General features: G+C 37.7%; 3 protein-coding genes. All 3 read right to left on the bottom strand.

Annotation, left to right across the window (positions count from 1 at the left end; translation table 11 throughout):
• Positions 1–91: 91 nt before the first annotated feature.
• Entirely contained in the window at positions 92–1,714 is a 1,623-nt protein-coding gene (locus tag Q0A18_RS13715) for a SusD/RagB family nutrient-binding outer membrane lipoprotein (protein ID WP_292010720.1), read from the bottom strand.
• Between the two features lie 17 nt (positions 1,715–1,731).
• Entirely contained in the window at positions 1,732–4,830 is a 3,099-nt protein-coding gene (locus Q0A18_RS13710) for a SusC/RagA family TonB-linked outer membrane protein (protein WP_292010719.1), read from the bottom strand.
• Positions 4,831–5,019: 189 nt separating this feature from the next.
• The coding region (locus Q0A18_RS13705; RefSeq protein WP_292010718.1) for a phage integrase SAM-like domain-containing protein at positions 5,020–5,948 on the bottom strand (929 nt) is incomplete at its 5' end.

Genomic DNA, 5,948 nt, shown 5'->3' with positions numbered 1-5,948 from the left:
TTTATTTTTTTTACTCACGAAAAAGCTATAATGATGAATAAACCTGTCCATCATTATAGCAGAGAAAGAAATGTAAAAAATAAAAATATTTTTATTTCAGAAGCCACATCAGCTTCGATATGTCATCAGAGCCTTCGTATTGAGATTGTATTGCCGATTGATAATGGGAAGCATTATAAGTAATTTCCCCCTGCGGATACATCCACCTGTAAGGCAGCTGATTATTAGGTGTTCCAATACCTACTCCGCCCTGCTGAAATTCAGGGAAGCCCGTTCTTCTCCAATTATAAAAAGCTTCATATCCTGAGTTACAGAATAATGACACATACTTCTGTAAAATGATTTGCTTTAATCCTTCGGAATTATTTCCCTTATATATCACCTCCGAATTGTTTAGGAACTGATCTGTATTAATAGTTACAGTTCCGATGGTTCCTCCCAAACGATCACCTATTTCGAAAGACTGGCCATTGGTTAATCCATAAAAAGACAGGGAAGCATTAATCCCTTTTGAATACCATGATGCAGCATCACCGGCAACCCATCCCCTGTTAATCGCCTCCGCAATATTGAAACACAATTCAGGATATCCTATTACTATATAAGGCTCCGCAGTTGATCCGTCCTGAGAAGAAAAATATCTTTTATAATTAATATAAGAGTAATTTCCTTTATCTGAAACGGTATTACCAGAAGTATCAGTTGCGGCAAAAAGAACAGACTGCGCAGTATTTGTACTTGCTCCCACATAGGCTGAGAAGTCCGATATCGATACCCCGGCAACTTTGTATTTTGCCGGAGCCGGAGTAGCAAAAATAAATGTTCTCGGATCTTTCGTTGAAGTGGTAATATCAAGCAAGGTTTTGCCAATATTGGCTCCATAGGTATAGGACCGTCTTGTATAAATAGGATAAGGATTATAATCCCTATTAAATTTATAAAGCATATTATCATTATTCGATTGCATTATGGGATATTGAGCGGTGTTTGTTAATATCTCTGCAAATCTAGCCGGTATATTAAGATCGGGAGTATCTGTTGCCCTTTTACTCAGACTGATTAAAATTCTGAGTTCATAAGTATTGATCAGCTTTTGCCATTGGAAATAAGTCAGTCCAAAAATATCACCGGTCTGGTCTGCCACTGTATTTTTCAGATTAGGAAATGTAGTGTTGATCTTACCTAATAAAGTATTGGCTTCTTCTAATAAATCCAGAGATTGTTTATAAACTTCTTTCTGGGTATCATAATTCGGTGTCAGGTTTGAAGAATTCCCCGCTTCTTTCATAGGGATATCACCAACTCTCTGTGACAGCCATATTGATGAATAAGCTTTAAAAAAGTTGGATAAAGCTTTATAAAAATTAAACCGGGTATCGTCTCCGAGTTTTTGTGCCTGCTCGCTCATCTTCTGCGCGTACAGGTAGATGTCATATTCATCATCCGTAGTCGTCCAGCTATAGGAATTGGCTCCCCAATAATAGGAGTAGTTGCTTACATAAAACTGGCTGGTCCTGGCTGCCTGATTAAAAGGCATTTCTTCGGATTTGATCAGGTTGGATGTGATATGATTCAGTATCAGTGTTGGCGGAATGAGTGATTCTTCTGATCTTGTATTCGGATTATCCAGCAAACTGTCATCCCTATTACAGCTATTAATACACAATAATACGGGTAATAAAATAAAAATCTTATATACTAATTTATTTTTCATATTGAATTTTTAAAAGGTTAAAAGCCTATGTTTACATTTAATCCTATAGTTCTGGTAGAGGTACTCTGTAATCCTACCGAACCTTTTCCTCCGCTTGCCGTCCTATCAGCAGAGTTGTATCCTGCAGCATAAGAATCCATATCCATATCTTTTCTTTTGGCAAAATAAAGGAGGTTCCTTCCGATAAGGGATACACTTAATGATCTTAAAAAGGTCTTTTCCAAAAATTCCTTTGGAAAACTATAGGTCAGGCTGGCTTCTCTTAATTTAGCAAACGTCCTATCAATCATAAAATACTCCGTGTTATTATATAAATTGGTTACATAGCTCTGTACTGTCACAGCTGTTGTATTCGGACCGAAAGTAAGTTCATGGAGATTGACGATCTGTCCGTTTTCAAACTTAGGTGTCCCGGAGGTAATCACAACCCCTTGTCCTACATAGCTGGGGCTGATGATTCCCTGATCTCTTAAAGATATCCATTCATTGTACCGTGCATCTCCAAAAGCTCCACTTACGGATTCATAGGCCGTCCCTCCGTTCATAGCCTGGGCATATAAAAAATCATATACTTTTCCTCCCACCCTGGCATCCCATTGAAAACTAAGGGCCCAGTTTTTATAGGTCAGATTATTGGTAATACTGACAGAATAATCAGGATTCAGATAACCGAGGAACCCATTTTGGCTTTGCCCACTAGGTGCCTGATATATGAGACCTGCCGTGGTATGTACTACATTTCCTTGGCCGTCTCGCACCAATTTTGTCCCATAATAAGCATCCATGCGTTCTCCCGGTTTATAATTGTGCCCATTAAGCCAAATTTCATCATATCCTTCTGCAATTTCTTTTAGTGTTTCTTTATAAGTACTCCAGTTGGCCGACAGATTCCAGCCAAAGCCGCTTTTGTTTTTTAGAATATTAGCATTAAGACTTACTTCGAAGCCCTGATTCAATGTGGTCACCCCATTAATATTATGATAGCTTTGTCCTACAGACGGAGCATTTCCAATGGCAAAAATCTGAGGTCCATTGATCGTTCGGAAATAAGTTGTTTCCAAGCCGATTCTGTTTTTAAAAAGCTTCAGGTCCACTCCTGCTTCGTAGGAAATCCTTTTATAGGGTTCCAGATTCTGATTGGCTATCACCGAACTGTAGTCAATTGAAGCTGTTCCGTTGTAATAGTTGTTATTGGAATAAGCATTTTGATTGGCATACGTAGGTCCGTCATACGAAGTATATAGCTCTGATCCATAATGAAGCAGTCCCGAGTTCAGGGTATTTCCGGTTACCGCCATATATGCGGATCCTATATTGGATGAAGTAAGCGCTCCTTTTACATCTGCAAATGATCCCCTGACCTTTAAATATGAAAGAGTTTTTCCAAGGTTTACATAATCTGTAATTACTGAACTTATAGAGGCTGAAGGGTAAAAAAAGGTATTATATCCCTTACGCAAAGTGGACAAATTGTCTACCCTTCCTGTCGTATTGATATTAAAGTATTTTTTATACCCAAAGTCAACAGAATAATAGGCACTGTATACCTGCATCTGTGATCCCCAGGAATAGGCCAATCCGGCAGCTTTTGTATTGGATAATGTATAGAGTTTGGGAATGGCGAGTCCTTTGGTGGTTTCCCAATCTGAGTCATATTTAAACAACCTCATATTGGCTCCTCCCAAAGCGGAAATATTCCAGTTGCCAAAATCTTTACCGAAGGTAAGCAAAATATCCGTATTATTCTCCAGGACGTTTCTTTTATCAATCCTGTAATCTCCATACCACCCGAAGCTGTACCATGGAACATAGTCATTAAGATTAGTAGAAGGCGGCACCTTTTCGGTGCGAGTCTGGTTCCATGTTGTCACCTGTGATCTGGCACTAAGGCTCATATGGTCATTAATCTTATAAGTCGCTTTCAAATATCCGTAAATATCTGTTTTTTGATGGGACCTCAACCATTCGTTCGCCATAAACCAAGCGCTGTTAAGTCTTCCATATTCGGCAGAATACTGCATCAAATCCGGGACTCCTTGGGGTCCTCTGTAAATATCCTTCAAATCATTAATATCATAATCCGATGATCCATACACTTTGAACATATAGATGTAACTGTTAGGTCCATAATTAACATCCGGAATATTAGGAGAATATTGCAAGCTCATATTTAAGCTTCCATCAAATCGGATCCTGTCATTCAATTTATAGCCGAGATTAATGCTAAAATTATCGGCATTCAGTTTAGTGTTCGGAAACATTCCCTTTTGATTCAAATGAGTATAAGAAAGTCTTGCATCATAATTCTCACCTGACGCAGCCAAAGATATATTGTTGGTACTGGTAACTCCGGTCTCTACAAAATTCTCAAAATTATTGACTCCCCTGGCGAGCCATGGCGTCGCTCCTCTTACCTGCGTTACAGGATCCCACGGACTGTCATACTGCTGAATTGGTTGTCCTTCGAAACGTGGGCCCCATTCTGGTAAACGCTGGGTATTATCGTAGAGTACATTCCCATAAGAATATTTAAATCCTGTACCTCTTCCATATTCATGTTGACTTTCAGGAAGTGCTATGAAACCCACATCGTACATGGTTGATGAATTAAAATCAACGGTCCAGCCTCTTTTATTTTTAGTTCCTTTTTTAGTGGTAATAACAATGGCTCCATTAATTCCGCGAAAGCCATAGAGGGCTGCAGCATTAGGTCCTTTTAATACAGAATAGCTTTCCACATCATCAGGACTGAGGTTCCAGGTATCCGAATTAATCGGTACTCCATCCACTACAAAAAGCAGATCTTTGCTTCCTCTGAGGACAATTTCGGGTCTTCCCAGCATTTCCGTGCTTGCACCAATGTTCAGACCGGCAACTTTACCAGCCAGTGCATTAATAGGATTAGCCGCCCTTACTTTATTTACGGCTTCTCCTTTTACTTCTGTAACATCATAGCCCAGTTTTTTAACTTCTTTTTTCACCCCCATCGCAGTGACCACTACCTCCGAAATATTATGAATTGTGTCCTGTTTTGCTTTATCAGTTTGTGCAAACACCGGAACATAAATCATCGAAGAAGTAACCAATACAATTAACTTATTGATTTTTTTGTTCATATAAATCATGTTTATGCAACAAATATAAAATCAACATGTTAAGGATATATTGATGGAACCTTATATATAAATTAAATAAAAATTAAAAAAAAATTATATTTGATAAAAGGCTGAGGTCACCCCAGAAACATATGATAAATTATAGCCAGTGACTACCGTTAATTTAAAATCAACATAGTAAGCTGGCCCTTACAAATGCTCTTCATACATCTTGTTAAAATAATTTCCAAGATTCATTATACGATCTTTATCCACAGGATTAATATATCGTAAAAACATCTGTTCAGTACCATGACCAGTTGCTTCCATCAGTAAAGGAGTAGGAATCTTACCATAAAAATTGGTTGCAAAACTGCGCCTTCCGATATGGCTAGTAAGTGATTCCCATTTGGGAATCGAAAGGTTTTTAATTCTATGACCTATACGTTTTTTAGCTTTCAGAAAATAATTGAGCCCAGCAAGTCTCGCGATCTGTTTTATATTTTCATTATAATGCTGTATACTCATAGGCTTTGGGAAAGAGTTTCCATTTTCTTGAATAATATTTAAAACAATGGGATGCAGAGGAAGAAAAATCTCTTTTCCTGTTTTTTGCTGAATAAAATTCACACATACTTTTCCATTTATCTTCACCAGCTGTTCAGTAGAAAAACACATAAAGTCTGAAAATCGTTGCCCTGTATAACAGCTGATCAACAGCCAATCTTTTGCAGCCCTTAATTCTTCCGGAACGTTGGTAGATTTAATTTGATTAATTTCACTCTCTGTGAGGGTTACCATTTCTTTATGCTGTTTTTCTCTGCGAATTTCAAATTCTTTTACTCGGGTGCTCAAACCTTTTCTTTCCGCAAAATTCAGAATCGTTTTCACAAAGTGAATAGTCCTATATATTGTATTTTCACTATATTCTTCTTCTTTTCCGAAGACAATAAGCTCATTAATAAAATCCGAATCTATTCTTTCCACATATAATCTTTTCGATGTAACTCCTTCAAACCTTTCCAATAAATTGTAGAAGACCTTATATCTTTTATAGGTAGAATAGCAAATTGTTTCTTTCTTTGATTCTATATAATAGTTGGTATAATATAAAAGCGAGCTTTCGGGTTGCCCTGTCC

This window comes from Chryseobacterium sp., from assembly GCF_022712095.1.
Lineage (GTDB): Bacteria > Bacteroidota > Bacteroidia > Flavobacteriales > Weeksellaceae > Chryseobacterium.
Note: the sequence above shows the minus strand (reverse complement) of the source record. Positions and strands in the feature narration are given on the sequence as shown.

What these genes read in the sequence shown, in the direction of transcription:
- Q0A18_RS13715 (WP_292010720.1), bottom strand. Translation starts at nt 1,714, where the DNA reads ATGAAAAATAAATTAGTATATAAGATTTTTATTTTATTACCCGTATTA.
- Q0A18_RS13710 (WP_292010719.1), bottom strand. Translation starts at nt 4,830, where the DNA reads ATGAACAAAAAAATCAATAAGTTAATTGTATTGGTTACTTCTTCGATG.